Genomic DNA, 23873 nt, shown 5'->3' on the forward strand with positions numbered 1-23873 from the left:
ATGTACCTCACGTGTCCAAAGGATGTACTTTCAGGACATCCCTATCCTTTTAATTGTGCCACAAAGTTGCGAATTTGCAACAGTCCCGCTGCACGAGTATCCGGATTTTCAAGCAGAGGAATCGCATCTTCCACCTGACGAACGATGGCACTACCTACAACAACGCCATCGCAGATGCGGGAGAAGTGAGCAACCTGCTCATGACTGGAGATACCGAAACCTACCGCTACAGGGAGGTCTGTCAGACTTTTCACCGTCTCAATGAAGCTTTCTACCCCATCAAAGAAAGAAGCTCTCTCTCCGGTTACCCCAAGGGATGATACACAATAGATAAAGCCGCTCGCTCCCGTCACAATCCGCTCAATCCGTGCATTAGACGTAGGTGCAACAAGCGGCACCAGATGCACACCGGCATGATTTGCACGTTGTCGCATCTCTTCCGCTTCCTCAATCGGCAGGTCCGGAATGATCATGCCACTGATATCGTGTTTGACCAATTCCTCAAAGAACACATCCAGTCCTGTCTGCAACACCGGATTATAATAGGTGAACAGCACAAACGGCATTTTCACACCTGCCTTACGAGCTTTTGCAGCGGTTTCCATAACGGTACGAATCGTAATCTGGCTTTTCAGCGCACGTTCGGAAGCACGTTGAATGACTGGTCCATCCGCAAGCGGATCGGAATAGGGAACACCCAGTTCCAGAATATCCGCTCCGGCCTGTTCAAGCTCCTTGATGATCTCGATCGTTGTCTCCACATCCGGGTCACCAACGGTTAAGAATGGAATAAGTGCCGTGCGATTCTGTTCCTTCAATTGTTGGAAGGTCTGGTCCATCAGATTCATGCCAAGTCGCCTCCCGTGTATTTCATGATGGATTCAACATCCTTGTCTCCACGTCCCGACAGACAGATGACCACAATATCATCTTCTGTGAGTTCAGGCGCCAGTTTGACAACTTGGGCGACCGCATGTGCAGACTCCAGAGCAGGAATGATTCCTTCTGTCCGGCATAACAATTGCAGGGCATCGAGTGCTTCCTGATCCGTGATTGGTACATATTTTGCCCGTTCAATATCCTTGAGATAGGAATGCTCCGGACCAACACCCGGATAATCAAGTCCGGCCGAGATGGAATGCGCCGGCTGAACCTGTCCATACTCATCCTGTAACAGGTAACTCATAGATCCCTGGAATACACCATGCGTACCTTTGGTCATCGTCGCCGCATGATACTCGGTTTCGACCCCTTTGCCTGCGGCTTCAACACCAACAAGCTTCACATCCTGATCACTGATAAATGGATAGAACATACCAATCGCATTACTTCCGCCACCGACAGCGGCTACAATCACATCCGGCAAACGTCCTTCGATCTCCTGAATCTGACGACGGGTCTCATCACCGATCACACGTTGGAAATTCCGCACCATCATCGGGTATGGATGAGGACCAACCACTGATCCGAGCACATAGAACGTATCCTCCACATTGCTGACCCAGTAGCGAAGCGCTTCATTACCAGCATCCTTCAGTGTCCGTGTTCCAGACGTCACCGGAATCACTTCTGCTCCGAGCAGCTTCATCCGGAATACGTTTAACTGCTGACGCTCTGTATCTTCTTCGCCCATAAATACTTTGCATTCCAGTCCTAGCAATGCGGCCACAGTTGCCGTTGCAACACCATGTTGACCTGCACCCGTTTCGGCAATGACTTTCTTTTTACCCATCCGTTTGGCAAGCAAGCCTTGTCCAATGGCGTTATTAATTTTGTGAGCACCTGTATGGTTGAGATCCTCACGTTTCAAATAAATTTTCGGTCCGCCCAATCGGCGTGATAATTGCTCTGCATGATACAGTGGCGTTTCACGTCCAGAATACTCGCTCAGCAGATAGTTCAGTTCCTTGTTGAATTCCTCGTCTTCAGAGAAGTGGCTATATGCCTCCTCCAGTTCAATGAGTGCGTTCATTAGTGTCTCAGGTACAAAGCGGCCTCCGAAGTGACCGAAACGCCCGTGTTGATCCGGCAATTGATGTGTCATGCCTGCTTCACCCTTTCTACGAATGCTGTAATTTTGGCAATATCCTTCACACCTTCAGTCTCCACGCCGCTGGATACATCGACGCCGAAAGGTGTATATGTCTGTATCAGTTGTTGTACATTGTCTGGCTGCAAACCTCCTGCAACGAACAGAGAAATTCCGCGACTGTTCGCCCATTCAGCATAGGCAGGAATACGCTCCCAGGCAAATGTTTTCCCGGAGCCCCCTCCATATAGAGGATCATAGGTATCAAGCAATATCGCATCCACGAATTTTTCGTAGGCATCAAGAGCCCTTATGGCTGCATCATCAGCTTCCGGACCCGTTTCATCTTTGGGAAAAGAAAAAGCCTTAAATACTTCGGCATTCCACCGCTGCTTCACCTGCCGGCAAAATTCCGCAGTCTCCTGTCCATGCAGTTGAATAACATCCAGGTGAGCAACCTCCATAATGTGTTCCAGCTCTTCGAACGAAGGATTAACAAATACACCCGCAAGCTTCGGCCGATCATAGGCCGACCATTCGAATAGTACTGTTCTTAATGCAGCAGCCTGCTCGGGTTCGATTCGACGGCGTGATTTGGCAAAAACAACACCAATGTAATCCACAGGCAAGTTTATCATAGATTTTAGCACTTCAACGTCCTGAAGTCCACATATTTTTACGGCCGCTGGCAGCGGGTTTCTCAGTTCTGACGTACTGTCGCCTGTGCCATCGTGTATGGAAGTATTCATCATTTGGGTCCCATCAGATCATATACAGCTGCTTCGACATCATCCTTGCGCATGAGATGCTCACCTACGAGAATACCGTGTACACCTGCTTGGATCAAAGGTACTGTTGATTCTGGACCGTCAATACCACTTTCGCTGATCAAGGTGACGCCACTTGGAATCAATTCCATCAAATCCAGTGTCGTATTCAGACTCGTTTCGAATGTTTTCAAATTACGATTGTTGATACCCACAAGGGTTGCCTGCGGAATTCCCAATACCTGCTCCAGCTCTGTCCGATCGTGGACTTCAATCAAGGCGTCCAGCCCCAAACTTTTGGCGAATTCCAGATATTGACGAATTTGTTCTGGAGTCAGAATGCTGGCAATCAGCAGTACCGCGTCCGCACCCAGCAATCTTGCCTCGGCAATCTGTCGTTCATCTATAATAAAATCCTTACGCAATAGCGGAATGTTCACAGACTGATGAATAGCCTGCAAGTACTCGTTGCTCCCTTGAAAATACGATACATCCGTTAATACGGAGATGCAGTCTGCACCCGCTCGTTCATAAGCAGCAGCAATCTCTACCGGATGAAAATCCGGACGGATCAATCCTTTGGATGGCGAAGCCTTCTTCACTTCAGCAATAAGACCGAGTTTGCGATTGCGTCTGCTCGATAATGCTTGTTCAAACCCTCGTGTTGCGGGTAATTGTTCGATTTTTTGGATAGCCTCATCCATGCGAAATGTTTGTGCCAGAAGTTCAACTTCTTTATGTTTGGTTGCAACGATTCGATCAAGATACATGACTGTACGCCTCCGTTGTATGAATTAACTGTTCAAGCTTCCCGGCAGCTTTACCCGAATCTACCGCTTCTGCGGCAAGTTTCACCCCTTCAGCAATGCTATCTGCAAGACCGGATACATAGATGCACGCTCCGGCGTTCAACAGAACGACATCACGGTAGGCACTCTGCTCACCTTGGAAGATCCTTTTAATAATTTCGGCATTCTGTGCCGCATCTCCTCCAAGTACCGCTTCGAGTGGATGCAGAGACAAGCCCATATCACGTGGATCAATATCATAGGTGTGCACTTGACCATTGCGAAGTTCAGATACCTGAGTCGGCGCCGAGATACTGATTTCATCCAGACCATCATGGCTGGCCACGACCAACGCTCTTTTGAGACCAAGACGATTCAGCACTTCAGCAATCATTGGCGTCCGGGAGCGATCATACAGGCCAAGCAATTGGCGATCCGCTCCGGCAGGATTCGTTAAAGGTCCGAGCATGTTGAAAATGGTACGAACACCCAGCTCTTTTCTTGGTCCTGCCGCATGTCGCATGGAAGGGTGATATACCTGGGCAAAACAGAAGCAGATTCCAATGTCATCCAGACATTGTCTGGCCTGCTCGCCGTTCAGATGGATATTTACACCGAGTGCCTCTAATACATCCGCACTTCCCGCTTTGCCTGAAGCTGAACGGTTGCCATGTTTGGCGACCCGAACCGACACGGCCGAAGCTATGATGGCGGATGCTGTGGAAATGTTGAATTTGTGAATACCCGATCCGCCTGTTCCACACGTGTCCAGCAAACCGCTGCCATCCGTAAGAATTCGTCCGCCCTGACCACGCATGGCTTCGGCAAAACCGGTGATCTCATCCACCGTTTCACCCTTCATCCGCAGCGCCATCAACAAACCTCCGATTTGAGCCGGCGTTGCCTCACCTCTCATAATCGAGTACATCAAATCTCGTGCTTCGGCTTGCTCCAGATGACTGCCCTCCAAAATCTTCGCCAGGCCATTCTTCATGCCTTCCTCACGAGTAATCTCAGCAATAGGGGTTACGGTGTTCTCATTCATTATAGGGTTTATGTTCATCTCCGGTCTCTCCTCTCTCAGTTCTTAGCGGCCGCTGGTGTGACAAAGTAGTCTGCATTCGCCAGTCTCAACGTGTTGTCTTTGGCTTTGGCAGGAAACATTGCTTCTGCTGTTCGAATCGCCTTAAGCAACGCTTTGGCTTTATTAACCGTTTCTTCATATTCATTCTCAGGCACAGAATCCCATACGATTCCCGCTCCGGCCTGTACATATGCTTTTCCTTTTTTGAAAATAATCGTACGAATCGTAATACAGGAGTCCATGTTACCCGAGAACCCGAGGTATCCGATTGCTCCTGCATAGGCACCACGAGCCTCTTTCTCCAGTTCCGCGATAATTTCCATTGCACGCAGTTTCGGTGCACCGGATACGGTTCCTGCTGGCAAGCATGAGAGGAATGCATCAAAGAAATCCTTGTCTTCTCTTAGCTCACCCGTAACGTTGGACACCATATGCATGACGTGAGAATACCGTTCAATCTCCATGAACATGTCACACTTCACACTGCCAAAGCTGGATACCCGGCCCAGATCGTTACGACCCAGATCAACCAGCATCAGATGCTCCGCACGTTCCTTCTCATCCTGGAGCAAATCAGCAGCGAGTGCACGATCTTCCGCTTCTGTCGCCCCTCTTGGACGTGTGCCTGCAATTGGTCGTGTCTCCACACGATTTCCGTCCACCTTGACCAGAGCTTCTGGCGAAGTGCCAACGATAATCTCATCATCCATTTTGAGGTAGTACATGTAAGGAGATGGATTTAGCGTCCGAAGCACACGATATACGTGAAGTGGAGAAACTTCCGTATCAATGTGGAAACGCTGGGATAGTACCACTTGAAAAATATCACCTGCGCGAATGTATTCTTTGGCTTGCTCCACATTGCCGATAAACTGCTCCTTCGTGAGATTGGAGCGGATATCCCCCAGCTCCACGTCTCCCGGAATGGAACGCGGATTCAGGTTCTCCCCTGGTCCTTGCTGCTGCAAACGTTCTGCGGCCTGCTCCAGCTTCTCCGAAGTCACTGCATACGCTTGGCGTATCTCATCATCCGTTGCACCGTCCTTGACATGTACATTACCGACGAGCAGCATCTGCTGCTTCACATGGTCAAACACGATAATTTGGTCACAGAACATAAAGCGAATGTCATCCATGTTCAGGTCATCTAGCGCGTGAGCTGGAAGCTTCTCATAATAGGACAGCAGATCATATCCGAAGAACCCAATTGCCCCACCTGTGAATGGTGGCAGTTCATCATCTTTTGGGCTGCGGTACTTACGCAGCAATGCTTTCAGTTCTTCAATGGGTTTTCCTGGCAATTCACGGGTTTTCCCTGCTTCTTCTACAACGATCCGGCCTTTCTTCGCCGAAATCATTAGGAACGGATCTGTACCGATGAACGAGTATCTCGCCCATTGAATACCACCCTCTACACTTTCCAGCAGGAATGCCCGGTCGTTGTCAGCATAACGGCGGAATATTCGAATCGGAGTCTCCATATCTGCCAGAATCCGTTTGACTACCGGAATCAGATTATACTCATTCGACATTTTCAGTACTTGATTAACGTTTGGCGTTATCATCAGATCACGTCCTTTCAGATTTAGGTAAGTTCAACTAAAGATTGTTTACACTGAGCACTTCGATGACCGAACAACCTTCCGATCACTGTTATCCCCAGATTTTTTTGATTCCCTTTCAAAAGGTAAAATCCGGTGATAAATGTGAACGCTCCGCTTCTTCAGGTTATTTCTGTCCTCTCCGTTTTTGTGTAAAAGTTTAGTTGAACTTATAGGGGTAGAAGAAGCAATTCAATATACGAAAAAAACCTCTACCATCAGGTAGAGGTTTGGTTATAAGCTGTATTTAACAGGGTGATGCTTCATAAATAACAAGTCCCTATACTTCGCTGTCGGATTATTCACAGGTCGCTGAAACGATGCATCTCACATCATTCAATTAGGAAAATAAATCAGTTTAACACTTCAACTACTCATTCCAAATTTTCATCAAATATGGGAGAGTACATTGATCGTGTTATACCAAAATATATCAAAACAAAGATGTCCTATGACACGTTTGTTTTCCCTGTTCCTGTTACCTATTCCGTAGCACGACGTACCGTGAATCAGTTGACCGGTTTCTGTTGCCCCGGTTACCACCCACTGGACTCTGCTATATACTCCACTAGCTCAGCTGCTCTCAGCTCAATCTCTACTCTACTCAACTGGTTCTCACTATACATCATTATGATCGGTTTGACAACCCACTTGCTTAAGAGCCAGAAGGTGCTGCCAGATCCGGACGTAATGCCTGTGCACCATTCAGGTACACATGGTTGATTTCATTCTGACTTTTGTTCGTATTCACATGTACCATGAAACGGATGCACTGTGCCAAGGCACCTTTAACTGGAACTTCAAGTGCACACATCAGTGGTACAAGCTCCCAGCCGTCCAGTTGGCGAATAGCTTTTGCCGGGAAAGCAGCATCCAGATCCCCAGTTAACGTAATCCACACACTGCAGATATCTTCCGGTTGGATCTCATTGCGATCCACGATCTCCTGCAACAATACAGCCGTTTCCTTCAAAATCTGTTCTTCGTTGTTCTGCGTGACTGTTGTAGCCCCGCGAATTCCCCGTGTGACCATTGCTGTTATTCTCCCTTCCTGAGCATTTCAATGACGTCCCGAACTGCCGACACAGGTACGTCCTTCACAATTCTTGCAGCCCCAATCCGATCAGGAATGATAAACACCATATGACCTTCACGGAACTTTTTGTCATGCATCATTGCTTCCATTAATGCATCCGTGTCGAGATGCGCAGGCATTGTTGTCGGCAGGCGAAGTGAACGCAGCATGCGAACCGTATCTTCATAGAGCCCTGCTGGCGCACCAAGCTTCTCACCAAGCAGTGCTGATCCAGCCATACCGATGGAGATCGCTTCACCGTGCAGGAACTCTCCGTAGCCGGCAATCGCTTCAATGGCATGACCAATCGTATGTCCCAGGTTCAAGAGCGCACGTTCTCCATTTTCACGTTCGTCTCTGGATACAATCTCTGCCTTAATACCACATCCACGCTCCAAACCGTATCCCAGTGCTTCCGGATTAAGCGCAAGCAACTCCTCTGCATGCTCCTCACACCAATGTGCAAAAGCCTCATCACGGATCAGTCCGTGCTTCAGCATCTCTGACAAACCAGCCGAAACATCTCGTGGCGGCAAGGATTGAAGTGTATCCACATCGTAGAGTACAAGTTCGGGCTGGTGGAACGCACCGATCATATTTTTGGCCAGCGGATGATTGACAGCTACCTTGCCGCCAACACTACTGTCATGCGCCAAAATCGTTGTAGGTACTTGAACAAACTTGATTCCACGCATATATGTAGCAGCAACAAAGCCAGCCAGATCACCTACGACACCCCCACCTAGTGCCAGAATCGCAGAACTCCGATCCAGTTTGCCTTCGATAGCGACAGTCATCATATCCTGATATACCGAAATGGATTTCGATGTTTCACCAGAGGGCACAACCGCCGATACGACTGTATAACCAGCCGTACGCAGCGTTTGCTCCAAACCTGACAAGTATTTGGGAGACACATTTTCGTCTGTAATGATAAGTAATGGGCTTTTCTTGGTCAAGCCATATTGTTCAAAATATTGAGGGGCTTGCGCCAATAGGCCGCTACCAATCAGAATCGGATATGAGCGTTCCTCCAACTGTACCGTCAGCTGACGCATATTAGTAATTCTCCAGTTGAGCGTTATAGCTGGCAACGTTCGCACGGATCTCTTCCATGGAATCCCCGCCGAATTTCTCCAGGAATGCTTTGGCAATTTCCCATGCTACGACATGCTCCATAACCACACTCGCTGCGGGTACAGCACAAGCGTCTGAGCGCTCAACCTGAGCCGTGAATGCTTCTTTCGTATCAATATCGACACTTTGCAGTGGCTTATACAACGTTGGGATCGGCTTCATCACACCACGTACAACCACTGGCATACCGTTCGTCATCCCACCTTCGAATCCACCCAGACGGTTGGTTGCCCGGTGGTAGCCGCGCTCATCCGTATGCATGATTTCATCATGTACCTGTGATCCACGAATGACTCCGGCTTCGAATCCGATACCAATCTCTACACCTTTGAATGCATTAATGGACATTACGCCTTGAGCAATTCGTGCGTCAAGCTTACGATCGTATTGAACATAACTTCCCAAACCAACAGGCACACCTTCAACGATACATTCCACTATTCCTCCGATGGAATCGCCTTCCTGTTTAATCTGGTCAATGTAGGCTTCCATCTTCTTCTCTGTCTCAGCATCCGTGACACGTACAGAGGAAGCTTCTGTCACTGCAATCAGTTCATCAATCGGAAGGTCCTGATAAGGAGCTTCGATCTCTCCAATCCGAAGTACACGTCCAGCTACCTTGATTCCGAATTCAGCTAGGAACTGACGTGCAATGGCGCCACATGCCACGCGTACCGTTGTCTCACGCGCACTGGAGCGCTCCAGTACGTTACGCAAGTCTTTGAGATTATACTTGAGTCCCCCGTTCAGATCGGCGTGTCCGGGACGCGGACGATGAACGCGACGTTTCTCTTCGTCACTGCCTTCAATTGGCTCAATATTCATAATGTTCTGCCAATGTTTCCAGTCGTTATTTTGAACAATCAGGGCTACTGGAGCACCTGTTGTATATCCGTGACGGATACCACCAACGAAATTGGCCTGATCCTTCTCGATCTGCATCCGGCGTCCACGGCCATATCCCTTTTGGCGGCGGTGAAGCTGGAAATTCAGTTCTTCAAAGTTAATCGTCAAATTACTTGGCAATCCTTCAATAATAGCGGTCAATTGGGGTCCGTGCGTCTCCCCTGCGGTTAAATAGCGTAAACTCATAATACGTTCCCCCTTTAAACTGTTAAACTTCACATTGCTAAAATCCCATAATTTCTTTGCTTATTATAGTATAGCTGACCGGCTTTGACAAGAAAGTCGGCTCTTTCTTGTACTTGATATACAAATAACCGCCTGAACACATGTAACATGTGCTTCAGACGGCTCAACAACCAATATGATTATTTCTTCCGATAGAAGAATGTCTCTGCTGTCTCTAGACCATATTGTCCCGGGGAGAAGATCTGCTCCGTGCTGCCCACAAACAATACACCGCCTGGACGCAAACTTGCTGCAAATTTGTGATACAACAGGTTTTTGGCTTCCTCGGTAAAATAGATCATGACATTCCGGCACACAATCAGATCGTACCCATCGTCAAAACGGTCCACCAGCAAATTTTGTTTCATGAACTTGATCGAATTTTTGAGTTGCTCATCAATACGATATACCAAGCCATCCTGCTTGAAGTAACGGTTCGCCGTTTCCTTTGGCACATCCTTAAGTGAGCGTTCCATATAACGCCCTTCCTTAGCTTTAGCCAATGCACCTTCATCCAGATCACTTGCCGTAATGGAGCTGTCCTTCAAAATTCCCATCGTATCCAGAATCATGGCGAGTGTATAAGGTTCTTCACCTGTTGAACAAGCTGCACTCCAGACTTTGACACGTCGCTTGGAGCCCAGCAGCTCAGGCAGAATCTCGTCCCGCAGTACTTCCCAACGATTGGGATTACGCCAGAATTCAGAAACGTTAATCGTCATACGATCAAGGAACTCGTAGAACAATGATTTATCTTTCTGCATAGCATCAAAAAAGTTAGAAAATGTATGAAACCCGTTTTTGTTGCGAAGTGTGGTCAGCCTTCTTTTCATCTGGCCTTCCTTGTATTGAGCAAGATCAATGCCTGTGCTCTCTTTGATTTTACGAATGAATCCGGTGTAATCCGGGTCTAGTAGTTGTTCTTGCTCCAGCATCGTGTATCACCCTTTTGGCTAATAATTACAACCAGGCTGCGATGCTCTTGTCGTATACCACCAGTTCATCTGAAGCAAAGAAATTTGCTGCTTCACGGGTAGCACTTTCCGGTGAATCTGCCCCATGAATCAGATTATGTGGTGTGTGGCTGGCGAAGTCTCCACGAATGGTGCCCGGAGCGGCTTCCTTCACATTGGTTTTTCCGATGACAATGCGCGCAAGCGTCACAATATCGTCCCCTTCCCACACCATGGCAAATACAGGCCCAGATGTGATAAAACGAACTAAATCATCGAAAAAAGGTTTGCCTTCATGTTCAGCATAATGGCGTTTTGCCTGATCCTCAGACATCTGCACCAATTTGCCTGCCACCAACTTAAATCCTTTGTCTTCCAGACGGCTAATAATTCGACCGATCAATCCACGCTGCACACCATCCGGCTTCACCATCAAAAATGTACGATCCATCAGCTCACTCCTCACTCACGGTTCAAAGTTAATCACTATGTAAACGCAATCCCTCTGATTGTAACATACATGTCCAAATCCTCCCAATGAGGAATTTCACACGTCTATCCATCTTCAGGTGTGAGTACCTGTGTCAGACCCGATCAACTATGCGTTGTCCAGTCCAACATGTGAGTCGAAGGTCATACAAAGTTTAATGTGTACGTTTAACCACAAAATGAGCGATATCACGCAGGTTTTTGGTCGTCTTGATGTTAGGTAGCTGATCGAGAGCATCGAGCGCTTTCTTCATATATCGGTCAGCAAGGGCTTCTGCTTTAGCAATTCCTTGACTTTGGCGAATCATTCCAATTGCATCCGATGCACTTGCCCGTCCTTCTTCATGTTGGACACGGGAAATCTCCTTCAACAGAGGTTCACGCAGATCGGACTCTTGCAGCGCATACAGCACAGGAAGAGTGATATTTCCCTGCTTCATGTCACTGCCAGGTGGCTTGCCAAGTTGTTTCTCGGTACCTACCAGATCAAGTACATCATCTTGAATCTGGAAAGCCATACCCACATTGTATCCGTACGTATACAGCAGGGAAGATACATGCTCAGGCGCACGTGTGGCCAAAGCCCCCAACTGACAGCTAACCGCAATCAGAAGTGCTGTTTTACGACGAATCCGCAGCAGATAATTACGAACACTTTGTCCCGTATTGAAAAAGTCTCGAATTTGCTCCATTTCACCGATGGACATCTGTACCATAGCTTTGGCAAGTATACGATGAATCGCTGGATCGGATAATCCGGCAGTCATTTCAAGTGCCTTACCGTAGATATAGTCTCCAGTGTACATGGCAATCCGATTATCCCACTTTGACTTCACCGTGGGTTTGCCTCGGCGTGTCTCCGCATTATCAATAACATCATCATGAACGAGAGATGCGGAATGAATGAGTTCCAGCGGAACTGCAACCAGCTTCAGACGTTCAATGTCATATGTACCAAATTTCCCGCCAAGTAATACAAAAACGGGCCGCAACCGTTTTCCTCCTGCTTTGAGCAAATGAAGCGACGTTTCACTCAGCAGCTTCTGTTCTCCTCGAACACTGCGATACAACTCTTTCTCAATGTAATCCATGTCCTTTTTTAACAACCCGAAAATATCCAATAGTTTCATTCGTTCACCCGTATCAGCGTATTGTCAGTCCATAAATCCATGCTTACCTTCCCCTCCAGCAAGTCGGGCCTGCAGGCATTACGAAAACCCGGCTTACCGTTCTTGCTTGTGTTTTCTATAAACTCTGCGACTTGTTCTGAAACAAAATACAGAAGTTGCCGGAGCATGGGTCAAGACTGTGGTTCATGAAGACTTACCATCAGCACTCACCAATACCCCGGGATTCGGGGGACAAATAAACCGAGCAACACTTTGGCAAAAAAACTGCCTTGTATCGGACTCAGTTGTTATCCCCGTTCATCCGGTTCTCCCCATCTTGTAAACAGTTGATGTGGGATGCGCAAGCTATCTAGCACTTTACCCACCAAAAACATAATCAACTCATCCATAGTCTGAGGTTTGTAATAAAAAGCAGGCATAGCCGGTATCATTCGTACACCAAGACGGGAGAGCTTCAGCATGTTCTCCAGATGGATTGCATGAAGAGGCGTCTCACGTGGGACGAGGATCAATGTTCTTCCCTCTTTCATCATGACATCGGCTGCGCGGGACATCAGATTATCCGACGATCCCTGCGCGATGGATGAAAGAGTTCCCATAGAACATGGCATGATAATCATGCCATCGGCCAGATAAGAACCACTTGCAATAGAGGCCCCTATATCACTCACAGGATGATAGATCAGAGAACCGGCACGGTTGCCGAATTTTTCTTCCAACACCGCGTCCCGATTCGTCACATCCCAGTCCATTTCTTCTTTCAGTACACGCCACCCTGCATTGGATATGACCAGATGAACGGTATATTCCAGATCAAGCAGCGTTTCAATTAATCGAATGCCATATATGCTGCCACTCGCTCCGGTAATTCCGACAACCAGTCGTTTATTGTCCGGCTGCTGTACCATTTATTTCACCGCCAGATCAATCAGAGTGAAGGTAAATACGATTAAACTAAGCAAACTGTTCATAGTAAAGAATGCCGTTTGAACACGACTCATATCATTAGGCGATACAATATAGTGTTGATAGAAAAGAATACCATACGTTACCAACATGCCTGCGCCATACCACCAGCTCAGATCTGTCATCAACAATAACGCAAGAAAACCAATTGCAGTAATCACATGGAAGAACTTGGCGATCTGCAATGATTTAACCAAGCCAAAACGGGAAGGTATGGAATGAAGGCCTTCTCCCTGATCAAATTCAAGATCCTGACATGCATAGATAATATCAAAACCAGCTGTCCAGAACACAATCGTAACGTACAGGACAATCGCTGTCCAATCCATCGTACCTGTTACAGCTACCCAGCCACCAAGTGGCGCCAAACCAATCGTCATTCCGAGAACGACGTGACATAACCATGTGAATCGTTTGGTGTACGAATACAGTACCAACATAAACACAGCAATAGGTAACAGCTGCATCGATAATACATTAAGATTGGATGAGGCCCAGAATAACAATATAAATGAGATAATGACAAATATAACAACTTCCCCATTTTTCAACAGTCCTGCCGGGATGGCTCTCATCGCGGTACGCGGGTTTTTGCTATCAATCGCTTGGTCAATAATTCGGTTCAAACCAAAAGCCGCACTACGTGCGCCGACCATCGCAAGCAATACCCACATGATCTGCATCCAGCTTGGGAAGGTATCATTCACTACCATGGAGCCGAGGATCGCCCCCATAAATGCAAAAGGTAAAGCAAAAAGCGTGTGTTCAATCTTGATCATTTCTAAAAAGATGCGAATTTTCCTAAACATGCTGATTCTCCTTGGTTCCAATATGCAGTGCCGCGATACCTCCGGTCAGAGGGTAGGCCTGCACTTGTTGTAATCCAGTTTCTGCAAAAATGTCTGCCAGTTCCTGCCTTCCCGGGAAAATGGCCAGTGAGTCCGGCAGCCATTTGTACTGCTCAAAACTTTTAGCAAACACTTTGGCAAGATTCGGTAAAACCTTCTCAAAATAAAAATAATAAATGCCTTTGAACGGCTGCCATGTTGGCTTGGACAATTCCAGGCATACAACCATACCGCCCGGTTTGACCACACGTTTCATTTCAGACAACACTTGTCTGAGATCAGGTACATTACGCAACCCAAACCCGATCGTCACATAATCAAACGAATTGTCTTCAAAAGGAAGTGACATGGCATTTCCCTGTGTCAGGGTAATCTGTTTTTGACGTTGCACCGCATTGATCTTTGTCTGGCCGACCTCCAGCATGTTGCTACTGAAATCAAGTCCGTGCATGTGCCCCGTTTCACTTGCCTCTGCCATAGCAAGCGTCCAGTCACATGTGCCGCAACACAAATCAAGACCGGTATCGCCTTTGGACATATTCATCTTTTTCATGGTGAATTTACGCCAAGCCTTATGCCTGCGGAAACTTAAAATATCATTCATGACATCATATTTTCCGGCTATACTCTGAAAAACCGAATGGACATATTCTTCTTTCGGTTTGGTCTCTCCGCTCCCCATTCGTCTGTCTCCCCCTCAATCTTCCCTTACTGCCGCATGTGAAGGCTGCAAATATGCCAAGTAAGGCTCTAGAATTGCATGTATCTCCTGCAAGCCCATCCGCCCTTCCTCGTCTTGCAACAACAGTTGAATGCGGTGTGTACACTCGCGAAGCTTGTCCAGCAAAACCTCGCCAACCCTATGCTTCAGCACCATAGTGTTCCATGCACGTGCATCCGGTTCAGACTGACGCAACACATTGCGCTCATCGTCATTACCATGCTCGTATATGTGCCAGTATGCATAGCTGTGAAGATATTGTTTTGCGTCATTCATCCGTTTCAGTTCTTCCACGATCGTTTCGCAGGAGCTGAATTCGGTCAACAGGCTGTTCCATAAAGACTCTTCGTTATGTTGAATCATGCCTGTAAATGAAAGAAACAGCTGCATTCTCAGCTGTACCGTTTCACGCAAGTATTCGTCAGCCGAAACGAGAAGCTTCTTCATCCGTTCATACAGCGTCATCTTGCGTGCGTTCACTCCGGATACAGCACCACTGAGTTTGCCAATCATTTCAATTCTGCCCGCTTGGGCAAGCAATTGATAAAAACGGCTACTTAAATAATCCCCGGCGAGTACATTCAACTGACGTGAACGCATCTCCTGCTCTTTCCGCTCACCGGAAATGGTATCGATTCGATCATGCGTATCCATGGCCAACTGAACGAGCGAAGTTGCAAGAGCATATAACTCTTGATGCACCTTTTCGTCTGTGCGGCCCACAAATACCTGCAACAGACGTGCTCGGCTATCCGGAAATGATGGGATTTCCGTATGTTGTCGAATCATGTCGTAATCCGTATATTTCTTTGCTAGTTGGGGTACGCGATATGAATTCATTCTCAGCCTCCGAGCCTTAACATTGTTAAACCTTTTCTGCACTACAATCTTATATATTATAGCATATGTTGAACGGGCACGCACTGAATCCTGCTATTCTATTACCCCTGACTTGTCATTTCGAATTGCTTCTTCCAGAGTTCGGTCTCCATCAAATGAAACCAGTCCTTCAATTCATCTGAAAAGGCCGCACTTTTCCAGTTCCGTAATGTTTCAATCGCATACAGAGGCCACTCTCCACGCCGAATATCAGCAGCAAGTAACAGATGTCGTTTATGCATCCATTCATCTTCTGCCATCACACGCAACAGCACCTGATCCACGTTATCCAGACTCCGAAAGCCAAGATCCGCCACAGCTGCCATGTTCTCATAGATTTCAGTGTAACTTGTACCCGTTCCTTTAACTTTGAGGTCCAGTCTCAAAATGGACTGCTTCCATTCCACTCTTGCAATGGGAGTTGATAGTTGCATGGAGCTTAGCACATCAACCAGATTGTCATTCGTTAGCTGAACTGGATGATGTGATGCAGAGGCAGGCTGTACGTTGTCCCCGCCCCATGTACGCATATGTAAGGTTTGTATCGCAACAAGCAGAAAGACCGCCGCAACCGTTGCCAGCATTGAAGCAGTAACAATCATCCGCGGTTTCATATACGCCTCCCTGCCTTTACCTGTTAGTGTAGTCTGTCCGGTAAAGGCTCATACCTCATTGTACAATGAAAAAAAGCAGGCTATGCCTGCAATCTTCATTTGAATGTATTCACTCTGTCCATTACTCCGATTCAATCTGTCCATGCTTGGTAATCAGCGTGGCTTTGCCCCGGATTTTAATAGCTGAAGTATGGGTGGTGAATTGGGCAAACATCACTTCACCCTTGTCCAATTTCTCGGTGTGGTGAAAACGTGTATCCTGACCTCGGGTTAATCCGATCACCTGGACACCATTTTCCTCTGCCTTAATTACAATATAATCATTGCCGGTTGGATGATCCATCACGCATGTCCCCTTCTTTAGTTCGATAGCGTTAATGATGATTAAGATTGTTTCATTTGTCAACCAGCGCCTTATACGAATGAACCGCAAGAATCAACGTTAAAGGGCAAAAGAAAAGGCCGTGAACAAGTCACGGTCTTTTTGTCGACATATGGAATATGTAGAAATCTTATTTAATTCCGTCTTTGAGCGCTTTACCTGGTTTGAATGCAGGAATTTTGCTCGCAGGAATTTCGATTTCTTCACCTGTTTGCGGGTTGCGTCCTTTACGTGCAGAGCGCTCGCGAACTTCGAAGTTCCCAAAACCAACCAATTGTACTTTATCTCCGCTTTGAAGAGCCTCAGAGATTGCTTCGAATACGGCATCAACCGCTTTCGTTACATCTTTCTTGGACAATTCAGTCGCTTCGGATACGTGTGTAATCAAGTCTGATTTGTTCATTTGTTTTTCACCTCCTGTATCAATGTCCTGAATGTTATACTGTGTTTCCGTTTTATAGCGAAATATACGTTCATACGCAAAAAATCTACGTACATCTTGAGCGATGAACACAAATCTCCGCCTGCGGTCAACAGTCATTTTCGGCAGAATGTCGCCTGAAAACACGGGGATTTCAGACGCCGAACAAATTTCATACTAATACAGACAGCCCACAATTTCAAGTCCGGTTGCGGTTTAAGACGTAAAACGTAACCGCCAGGGCGAGCACAAGAACCCCACCTTTTACAATATCATGTGTGAAATACTGTACGTTCATCATCGTCAAACCGTTGACAAGTACACCAATCAGAACCGAACCAATGAAGGTTCCGATGACATTCGGTTTACCCGCGCCAAACACAGAGAAACCGACAAATACCGCAGCAACGGATTCCATTAACAACGGTGACCCGGCATCAATCTGTCCAGATCCTACTTTTGAAGCATAGATGATCCCACCGATTGCGGCAAATACTCCAGCGGCTACATAGGCGAGAGTACGCACCTTTTTCACCTTGATTCCGGATAGACGCGCTGCTTCCTCATTACCGCCTGTGATATACATCTGGCGCCCATATTTCGTATAAGTTAAAAAGATATGCACACCGATGACCGCAATAAGCAGCAGGATGACTGATATCGGCATACCTAGCCATTTACCCTGCCCTATCAGCAGGAATGTCGGGTCCATCTCTCCCGCAGCTTTGCTTCCATCAGGGAACTGCATGTGATTGTAAATGGTATATCCTTGTGCATATGTTTTATGAATGCCCCCGATGATGTACATCGTGGCAAGAGTTGCCAGCAGATCCGGAATACGCAATTTTACGATCAGTAAAGCGTTCAGCAAACCAATAACAGCCCCGATAATCAGCGGCACGATAATGACGATCGCTAGTGGCTGTTGATACCAAATCATTAACGAAGCAGTAACGACAGTGGTCAATGAGACGGTCGCCCCCACCGAGAGATCAAATCCATCAACAATGAGAGATAACGTAACACCAATCGCGACAAAGGTAACGATAGAGATCGAGCCCAAAATATCGGTCAAGTTACTGTACGTAAAGAAATAAGGCAATTTAATGCCGAAAAATGCGATAACACCTATGATGACAATAATCGCCCCGTAACGGAACGCAAAATCCAGTGATTTATCCTTCATGATTGCACCTCTTGTCCACCGCTTGCATAGTATAGCAGCTGTTCTTGGTTAGTCTCGCCCCGTTTGAACTCTTTAACAATAACACCTTCGCACATGACAGCAATCCGGTCACCAATCCCCATTCCCTCATCCAGTTCACAGGTGAAATAGATTACGCCCTTGCCCGCCAAAGCCAGTTCATTGATGATGCGGAAAATGTCACTTTTCGCCCCAATATCCACTCCCTTGGTTGGTTCATCAAATATAAATACATCCGCATCCGCATTAAGCCATTTACCAATGGCTACCTTCTGCTGGTTACCACCACTTAGATATTTTACTTCCTGTTTCACGGACGATGTCTTGATTCCAAGCTGTTTCACCAATGACTCCGCATTCTGACGCTCCCGCTTGCGGCTTACGAAACCTAATGTACTAAGGCGACTAAGCAAAGGCAGGCTTAAATTCCGTTCCACGTTCTCCTGAATCAGAATTCCCTGTTTGCGGCGTTCCTCCGGTACAGAAACAATCCCCAGAGCCGCCGCATCTGCAGGCTGAGACAGGCGGAGGCTACGGTTGTTAAGCCGAATCTCACCACCCTCCAGTCGATCTGCGCCAATCAGCAAACGAGAGCTTTCCGTTTTACCAGCGCCTACCAGACCCACGACAGCGAGGACTTCACCTCGGCGTACTGAGAGATCAACACCTTTGACCTTCACTCCACGACGTAGCCCACGTGCTTCTAGTAACAGCTCTCCCACAGGTGCTTCCGTCTTCGGAAACTCTTCCTCAAATGGCTTGCCCAACATCTGTGTGACCAAGTCGTTGATTGTCAGCCCTTTCGCTTCACCCGTAAATACATGTTGCCCATCTCTCATGACCGTAACGCGATCACAATGACCCGTCACTTCAGCAAGGCGATGGGTAATGAAAATACAAGCTACACCCCGCTCCTTCAGGAGATGAACGATTCGGAAAAATGCATCCGTTTCTTCCTGACTCAGCGGTGCAGTCGGTTCGTCAAAAATGATGACCTTGGCATCCTGAATCAAAATCCGTGCCAGCAATATCATCTGTTTCTCTGCAAGCGTCAGATCGGCCACTTTTTGGTGAACGGAAATGTCTGCTCCTAATTGCTTCAACGCTTCTACCGCACGATGTTGCAGCTTCCGCGGACTTTTCCACCAACCACCAGCAGATGAAGCCAACTGATCCATCATAATGTTCTCCGCAGCCGTCAGCTGTGGCACCAGTGCTGCATCCACTTCTTGATAGACACAGTGAATCCCACTTGCCTTCGCGTCTCCCGGAGAACTCAAGTGAAGTGCTTGTCCACTCAGCTGAATCGTACCCTGATCCAATTGATAGGCACCAGACAGAATTTTCATTAACGTGCTCTTACCGGCACCATTGGCACCGAGTAGCGCGTGAATCTCCCCGCCTTTCACAGAGAAATCTACATCCTTCAGTGCAGGAATGCCTGAAAACTGCTTGTGGATATGTTCCATTTGAAGCAGAATCGGTGCAGTGCTCATGATGTTAACCTCCAATCGTTCCCATCCGGGAGTCTCCCTTTTCTCATCCATATCTCGCGCGTCTTCATTATGGTTGGAAAAAGCGCGCCTTGCGGCGCGCTTCCCTTACGCTGCTTATTTAGCAGTAATTCCGTATTCGCTCATCCAATCCTTGATTCCTTGTGTACTGCCTCCCCAACCTTCAACGAACTCTGACAGCTCTGAAGTGGAGATTTGTTTATCTGGCAAAGCTTCACGTTGAACATAGACCGGGTTAAGCACAACTGCATCTTCCGTCTCGTCCCCGTTCAGTTTCTGATAAGCATAACGTACTTGTACGCGACCGATGTCTGTAGGATCAACCGCTGCAGAAGCTACCCAAGGGTTTTTTGGGTCCTGAATCATTTGCAGGTCCTCGTCACTCATATCAATACCATACACTTTAATCTCGTCACGTCCGGCTTGTTGAATGGCACGTGCTGCACCTTTGGCGAACTCATCCCATGCAGCCCATACAGCTGTAATCTCACCTTTTGGATATTGTTTGAGAATAGCCTCCATTTTGGCTTGAGTATCCAGCGCCGGGTTCTGTGCAGAACCAAATGTAGCTATTTCTTTGATGTCCGGATTTGCTTTCAGGAATTCACCGTATGCGATCTGACGGCGTTCCATCGGCGCGAAACCAGCTACCCATACTTTTACGATGTTGCCTTGTCCATTAATATCTTTTTTCATTTGCTCCAGCGTCAGCTCAGCCATCTTCTGATCATCCTGCGACAGGACTGTTGCTCCCGGAACACTAATAGCTGCATCGAACACAACCACTGGAATGTTCTGTTCTACTGCCTTCTTCACACCTGGCTCTAACAGGGAATCCCCGTGATCCGTGAGAATGGCATCGAATTTCTGATTAATTGCGCTATCTAGCAAGGATACCATCTTCGCTTTATCATTATCGGCAACAAACGTAGTCAGTTCTCCACCGAATTTTTCGATTTCTTCTTTGACACCTTGTACATATTGCTGCGAGAAAGTACCTGTATTGAATTCCATAATAAGTGCGATCCGTTTGCCACTTAGAGGGCCTGTGACTGCTTCCGTTTTCGGTGTATCATCGGATGCACCCGAAGCCGGAGTAGATGCCGGTTCTTTTTTGATTCCGCAAGCAGATAACGCCAATGTGAATACTAATAACACACTCAACCATACCCATTTTGTCTCTTTTCTTTTCATCTCTGTTTCCCCCTGTTCACTCTCTGTGATCTCGATCACAATAGTTGAATATTAATATAACGGCTAATCCCTAGTATGTAAATGGGTTTTAGTAATTTAAAGCTAAAAATCGCTAAGTTTTTTCGAAAGAATCATTCTTCCTATCCATTTCATCCAAAATTAAGAAATCACACTAAAAAAGACCGCGAGGGGATGCCCCCTTACGGTCTTTTGATGTCTTACAGAATGATAGCGATCAAGCCACCTGAACCTTCGTTAATGATTCTTCCCAGCGTCTCTTGCAATTTGTATCTTGCATTATCCGGCATCATGGCAATCTTGCCCTGAATACCTTCTCTCACGATGGAGTGCAGCGAACGACCAAACATGTCTGAATCCCATACCTTGATCGGATCGTTCTCGAAGTCCTGCATCAGGTATCTCACCAGTTCCTCACTCTGTTTCTCCGTGCCAATGATTGGAGCGAACTCCGATTCCACATCGACCCGGATCATGTGAATGGACGGTGCCGTTGCTTTCAGGCGTACGCCAAATTTGGTGCCCTGACGAATGAGCTCAGGTTCATCCAGAGCCATCTCGGCAAGAGATGGAGCAGCAATACCATATCCGGTCGTTTTGACCATCTCCAGCGCTTCTGCGAAGCGGTCATATTCTCTCTTCGCATGCGAGAATTCCTGCATCAATTGCAGCAGATGATCCTTGCCCCGAATTTCAATTCCGACCACTTCCACGAGAATCTGATCATACAGTTCATCTGGCGCATACAGGTCAATTTCGGCTACACCCTGACCCATATTCATGCCACTCAGGCCTGCGCGATCAATGAATTCATATTCCATGAACTGAGCAACAACCCGATCCACGTCACGAAGTCTGCGAATATCCTTAACGGTATCCCGTACGGAATTTTCGTAGTTGCTGCGCAACCAGTGAGTCTCGTTCAGCACCATAACCCAGCTAGGCAAGTTTACATTCACTTCATGTACAGGGAACTCATAGAGCACTTCACGAAGTACACCCGTCACATCATCTTCCGTCATGGTCGCTGCACTGAGTGTCATCACCGGAATGTCGTATTTGGCAGCAAGCTCACTACGTAATTGCAGGGCTTCTTCACTGCGAGGACGAGTGGAGTTGATGACCAGTACAAACGGTTTGCCCACTTCTTTTAATTCCGCAATAACCCGTTCTTCGGATTCCACATAGGAACTGCGGGCAATTTCGGCGATTGTGCCGTCTGTTGTTACCACAACACCCAGTGTGGAATGCTCCTGAATGACTTTGCGAGTACCAATCTCTGCGGCTTCCTGGAATGGAATTGGCTCCTCGAACCAAGGCGTGGAGATCATGCGCGGACCATTCTCATCCTCGTATCCCTTGGCTCCTTCCACCGCGTAACCTACACAATCCACAAGACGCACATTGACATCGAGTCCTTCGGCCACCTTGATTTGGACTGCGTTATTCGGTACGAATTTCGGTTCCGTGGTCATGATGGTCTTACCCGCTGCACTCTGTGGAAGTTCATCCACCGCCCGACCACGATCTGCCTCGTTTGTGATGTTTGGCAATACAATGGTTTCCATGAATCGTTTGATAAATGTTGATTTTCCCGTCCGGACTGCGCCGACAACCCCGAGATAAATATCCCCTCCGGTCCGCTCAGCTATGTCCTTAAAAATATCCACTTTCTCCAATGAAATCCCCTCCCTAAATTACTCCGAAGGAAAAATGCTAAAGAGCATCCGCTTCGTTTTTTCAATCAGAAGACTGAAATCCCTGCAACGGTAGAGCCGCCTTTGTGAGTGCCCGGAAGTCGTCCGCCGCCGAACGTTGCATTCTGATGAAACCGGCGAGAGCGGCGTTAACTCGTACATGCAATTGGACTAGTATCATCTTATGTATCCGTATGCGGCAATATGACGCGTATTTTTGTTTTTTTATCTTATGGTGATGACATTAGGAGAATCCCCCGATCTCGGACTGCGCGTCTTTATTTCAATCTACTTTATGTGATCCATGAAGCTTTTATGACGGTTACTGCTCATCATTTCAGAATAATAAAAGAGATATCCCTTGTTTGGAATATCTCTTCTTAAACCATGGGTGCCACGGTTGTCATACAGTTAGTTCATTTAAATTGCAATCATGCTTATTTTATTGGCTGTGCAACTGGTGCATTATTTTGCCAAGCATAGGGAACCGATTTTACAGGTACGAAGTAGGAGTGTTCCAATAGAAAATCCCGCACATCTTCACTCTCGAATGGAGACACATCAGACTTTTCCACCGCCTGCATAATGTCAAAAGCATAATCCACATAGACCTTGCCTTCGTCATCCATCATAAAAGGTAACGCCTGACCTGAATATACACTATTCAGCGTAATGGAAGGAGTACCTGCCTGGGCCGCCTGCTCCATATCCACAGCGTATAACCCCGGATACAGTTCTTCCCCGCTTGGCAGCTTATTGTTATGTACGGACTTATATTGATTAACCATTCGTTGCACATCGTTTACTTTCTGTACGGTCAGTAGATCCATCACTTTCACGTTGGGATTCACTTCTTCGTCCTGAATAAGGAAGTAAGCGCTACCACCACTTTCAAAAGCAGTTCCCGGTATTTCATCCAGATACCCCAGTTGTTTCAACTTGGGCAGATCCACTCTGAACTTTTCATATTTTGGTGTAGAGATATCTGCATTGATGATTGGCAAAATCCCCTCATCCTGCTGGAATGTCTCTACCGCACTCTGAATACGACTCACACTTTCCCGATAGGCTATCTTAGGGTCCGAATTGCTCTGGGATGGATACATACAACCACTTGCTGTAAAAGCAAACAACAGGAATAACAGCAGACCGCCCATCTGATGCATCGGACGCTGCGGTTCGCTTCCTTTAACACAGTTTGGCTTGTTCCTAATCATCCGTATCCTCCTTA

The 23873-nt window shown here is 47.1% G+C and carries 24 protein-coding genes; all 24 read right to left on the reverse strand.

The annotated features are described in order from the left end of the window. Positions 1–41: 41 nt before the first annotated feature. Positions 42–848 carry a tryptophan synthase subunit alpha gene (trpA, locus tag MHI06_RS18310; protein ID WP_340398692.1) on the reverse strand — a complete coding sequence of 269 codons (807 nt, stop codon included), beginning with the start codon at positions 846–848 and terminating at the stop codon, positions 42–44. Further along, on the reverse strand, positions 845–2044 hold the full coding sequence (trpB, locus tag MHI06_RS18315) for a tryptophan synthase subunit beta (RefSeq protein WP_340398693.1): 1200 nt from the start codon (positions 2042–2044) through the stop codon (positions 845–847). Before trpB ends, trpA begins: the two co-directional genes overlap by 4 nt. Beyond that, a complete protein-coding gene (locus MHI06_RS18320) occupies positions 2041–2778 on the reverse strand; it encodes a phosphoribosylanthranilate isomerase (protein WP_169482461.1) in 738 nt (245 codons plus the stop codon). The genes trpB and MHI06_RS18320 overlap by 4 nt, the downstream gene beginning before the upstream one ends. Then, entirely contained in the window at positions 2778–3566 is a 789-nt protein-coding gene (gene trpC, locus MHI06_RS18325) for an indole-3-glycerol phosphate synthase TrpC (RefSeq protein WP_340398694.1), read from the reverse strand. The genes MHI06_RS18320 and trpC overlap by 1 nt, the downstream gene beginning before the upstream one ends. Then, positions 3556–4596: an anthranilate phosphoribosyltransferase gene (trpD, locus tag MHI06_RS18330; protein ID WP_340402146.1), complete on the reverse strand. Its 1041-nt coding sequence runs from the start codon at positions 4594–4596 to the stop codon at positions 3556–3558. Before trpD ends, trpC begins: the two co-directional genes overlap by 11 nt. Before the next feature lie 68 nt (positions 4597–4664). Further along, a complete protein-coding gene (gene trpE / locus MHI06_RS18335) occupies positions 4665–6233 on the reverse strand; it encodes an anthranilate synthase component I (RefSeq protein WP_340398695.1) in 1569 nt (522 codons plus the stop codon). A 691-nt stretch (positions 6234–6924) separates the two neighbouring features. Next, on the reverse strand, positions 6925–7302 hold the full coding sequence (gene aroH / locus MHI06_RS18340; RefSeq protein WP_169482458.1) for a chorismate mutase: 378 nt from the start codon (positions 7300–7302) through the stop codon (positions 6925–6927). Positions 7303–7307: 5 nt separating this feature from the next. Next, complete coding sequence (gene aroB, locus MHI06_RS18345) at positions 7308–8402, reverse strand: 3-dehydroquinate synthase (protein WP_340398696.1); 1095 nt, start codon at positions 8400–8402, stop codon at positions 7308–7310. A gap of 1 nt (position 8403) precedes the next feature. Continuing rightward, the gene (gene aroC, locus MHI06_RS18350) at positions 8404–9573 is read right to left on the reverse strand and encodes a chorismate synthase (RefSeq protein WP_340398697.1); all 1170 of its coding nucleotides are present in this window, start codon (positions 9571–9573) and stop codon (positions 8404–8406) included. A gap of 179 nt (positions 9574–9752) precedes the next feature. Beyond that, positions 9753–10547 (reverse strand): protein-glutamate O-methyltransferase CheR, encoded by a 795-nt coding sequence (locus MHI06_RS18355; RefSeq protein WP_340398698.1) that lies wholly within the window; start codon positions 10545–10547, stop codon positions 9753–9755. 25 nt (positions 10548–10572) lie between these two features. Further along, positions 10573–11016, reverse strand: a complete 444-nt coding sequence (gene ndk / locus MHI06_RS18360; protein WP_340398699.1) for a nucleoside-diphosphate kinase — start codon at positions 11014–11016, stop codon at positions 10573–10575. A gap of 193 nt (positions 11017–11209) precedes the next feature. Continuing rightward, positions 11210–12184 carry a polyprenyl synthetase family protein gene (locus MHI06_RS18365; protein WP_062835191.1) on the reverse strand — a complete coding sequence of 325 codons (975 nt, stop codon included), beginning with the start codon at positions 12182–12184 and terminating at the stop codon, positions 11210–11212. 287 nt (positions 12185–12471) lie between these two features. Then, a complete protein-coding gene (locus MHI06_RS18370) occupies positions 12472–13092 on the reverse strand; it encodes a flavin prenyltransferase UbiX (RefSeq protein ID WP_340398700.1) in 621 nt (206 codons plus the stop codon). Beyond that, on the reverse strand, positions 13093–13959 hold the full coding sequence (locus tag MHI06_RS18375) for a UbiA-like polyprenyltransferase (protein ID WP_340398701.1): 867 nt from the start codon (positions 13957–13959) through the stop codon (positions 13093–13095). Further along, positions 13952–14680: a demethylmenaquinone methyltransferase gene (locus MHI06_RS18380; protein ID WP_036607690.1), complete on the reverse strand. Its 729-nt coding sequence runs from the start codon at positions 14678–14680 to the stop codon at positions 13952–13954. Before MHI06_RS18380 ends, MHI06_RS18375 begins: the two co-directional genes overlap by 8 nt. A gap of 15 nt (positions 14681–14695) precedes the next feature. After that, a complete protein-coding gene (locus MHI06_RS18385) occupies positions 14696–15559 on the reverse strand; it encodes a heptaprenyl diphosphate synthase component 1 (protein WP_340398702.1) in 864 nt (287 codons plus the stop codon). A gap of 101 nt (positions 15560–15660) precedes the next feature. Next, on the reverse strand, positions 15661–16212 hold the full coding sequence (locus tag MHI06_RS18390; RefSeq protein ID WP_017687698.1) for a hypothetical protein: 552 nt from the start codon (positions 16210–16212) through the stop codon (positions 15661–15663). A 121-nt stretch (positions 16213–16333) separates the two neighbouring features. Then, positions 16334–16555 (reverse strand): trp RNA-binding attenuation protein MtrB, encoded by a 222-nt coding sequence (mtrB, locus tag MHI06_RS18395; RefSeq protein WP_017687697.1) that lies wholly within the window; start codon positions 16553–16555, stop codon positions 16334–16336. A 169-nt stretch (positions 16556–16724) separates the two neighbouring features. Further along, positions 16725–16997, reverse strand: coding sequence for an HU family DNA-binding protein (locus MHI06_RS18400; RefSeq protein WP_024630670.1), 273 nt, complete (start codon positions 16995–16997; stop codon positions 16725–16727). Positions 16998–17214: 217 nt separating this feature from the next. Next, entirely contained in the window at positions 17215–18201 is a 987-nt protein-coding gene (locus MHI06_RS18405) for an ABC transporter permease (RefSeq protein WP_062835197.1), read from the reverse strand. Continuing rightward, on the reverse strand, positions 18198–19715 hold the full coding sequence (locus tag MHI06_RS18410; RefSeq protein ID WP_169482450.1) for a sugar ABC transporter ATP-binding protein: 1518 nt from the start codon (positions 19713–19715) through the stop codon (positions 18198–18200). Before MHI06_RS18410 ends, MHI06_RS18405 begins: the two co-directional genes overlap by 4 nt. 114 nt (positions 19716–19829) lie before the next feature. Further along, a complete protein-coding gene (locus MHI06_RS18415; RefSeq protein WP_340398703.1) occupies positions 19830–20927 on the reverse strand; it encodes a sugar ABC transporter substrate-binding protein in 1098 nt (365 codons plus the stop codon). A 218-nt stretch (positions 20928–21145) separates the two neighbouring features. After that, positions 21146–22624 carry a stage IV sporulation protein A gene (gene spoIVA / locus MHI06_RS18420; protein ID WP_036607700.1) on the reverse strand — a complete coding sequence of 493 codons (1479 nt, stop codon included), beginning with the start codon at positions 22622–22624 and terminating at the stop codon, positions 21146–21148. Between the two features lie 455 nt (positions 22625–23079). Next, entirely contained in the window at positions 23080–23859 is a 780-nt protein-coding gene (locus MHI06_RS18425; protein ID WP_340398704.1) for a hypothetical protein, read from the reverse strand. Positions 23860–23873: the final 14 nt, after the last annotated feature.

It is taken from the genome of Paenibacillus sp. FSL H8-0079 (assembly GCF_037991315.1).
Classification (GTDB): Bacteria; Bacillota; Bacilli; order Paenibacillales; family Paenibacillaceae; genus Paenibacillus.